This is a genomic window from Bordetella tumulicola (assembly GCF_054779135.1).
Genome location: NZ_BAAGYU010000021.1, coordinates 1 through 1,074 on the forward strand (window position 1 = coordinate 1; position 1,074 = coordinate 1,074).

The window sequence follows — 1,074 nt, forward strand, 5'->3', positions numbered from 1 at the left end:
ACGTTGACCACGGCAAAACGACGTTGACGGCAGCGATCACGACGGTGTTGTCGGCGCAGTTTGGTGGGGAAGCCCGCGGCTACGACCAGATCGACGCGGCGCCAGAAGAGAAGGCGCGTGGTATTACGATTAACACGTCGCACGTGGAATACGAGACGGCAGCGCGGCACTATGCGCACGTTGACTGCCCGGGTCACGCGGACTACGTCAAGAACATGATTACGGGTGCAGCGCAGATGGACGGCGCGATCCTGGTGGTGTCGGCCGCAGACGGTCCGATGCCGCAAACGCGCGAGCACATTCTGCTGAGCCGCCAGGTTGGCGTGCCGTACATCATCGTGTTCCTGAACAAGGCGGACATGGTTGATGACGCCGAGCTGCTCGAGCTGGTGGAAATGGAAGTTCGCGAGTTGCTGTCGAAGTACGACTTTCCGGGCGACGATACGCCGATCGTGAAGGGTTCGGCCAAGCTGGCGCTCGAAGGCGACAAGGGCGAGTTGGGCGAGCAAGCGATTCTGGCGTTGGCCGAAGCGCTGGACACGTACATTCCGACGCCTGAGCGTGCGATTGACGGTGCGTTCCTGATGCCGGTGGAAGACGTGTTCTCGATCTCGGGTCGTGGCACGGTGGTGACGGGTCGTATCGAGCGCGGTATCGTGAAGGTCGGCGAAGAAATCGAAATCGTGGGCATCAAGCCGACGGTCAAGACGACGTGCACGGGCGTGGAAATGTTCCGCAAGCTGCTCGACCAAGGTCAAGCGGGCGACAACGTGGGTATTTTGTTGCGCGGCACCAAGCGCGAAGACGTCGAGCGCGGCCAGGTGTTGGCCAAGCCGGCGTCGATCACGCCGCACACGGAGTTCACGGCCGAGGTGTACATTCTGTCCAAGGAAGAGGGTGGCCGTCATACGCCGTTCTTCAATGGTTATCGTCCCCAGTTCTACTTCCGTACGACGGACGTGACGGGTTCGATCGACCTGCCCAAGGACAAGGAAATGGTTCTGCCGGGTGACAACGTGTCGATGACGGTCAAGCTGTTGGCCCCGATCGCCATGGAAGAAGGTCTGCGTTTCG

The 1,074-nt window shown here is 60.8% G+C and carries 1 protein-coding gene; it reads left to right on the forward strand.

Annotated elements, in window-relative coordinates:
- Positions 1–1,074: elongation factor Tu (gene tuf / locus ACYVDM_RS26405; protein ID WP_460475504.1), on the forward strand; the 1,074-nt coding region annotated here is incomplete at both ends.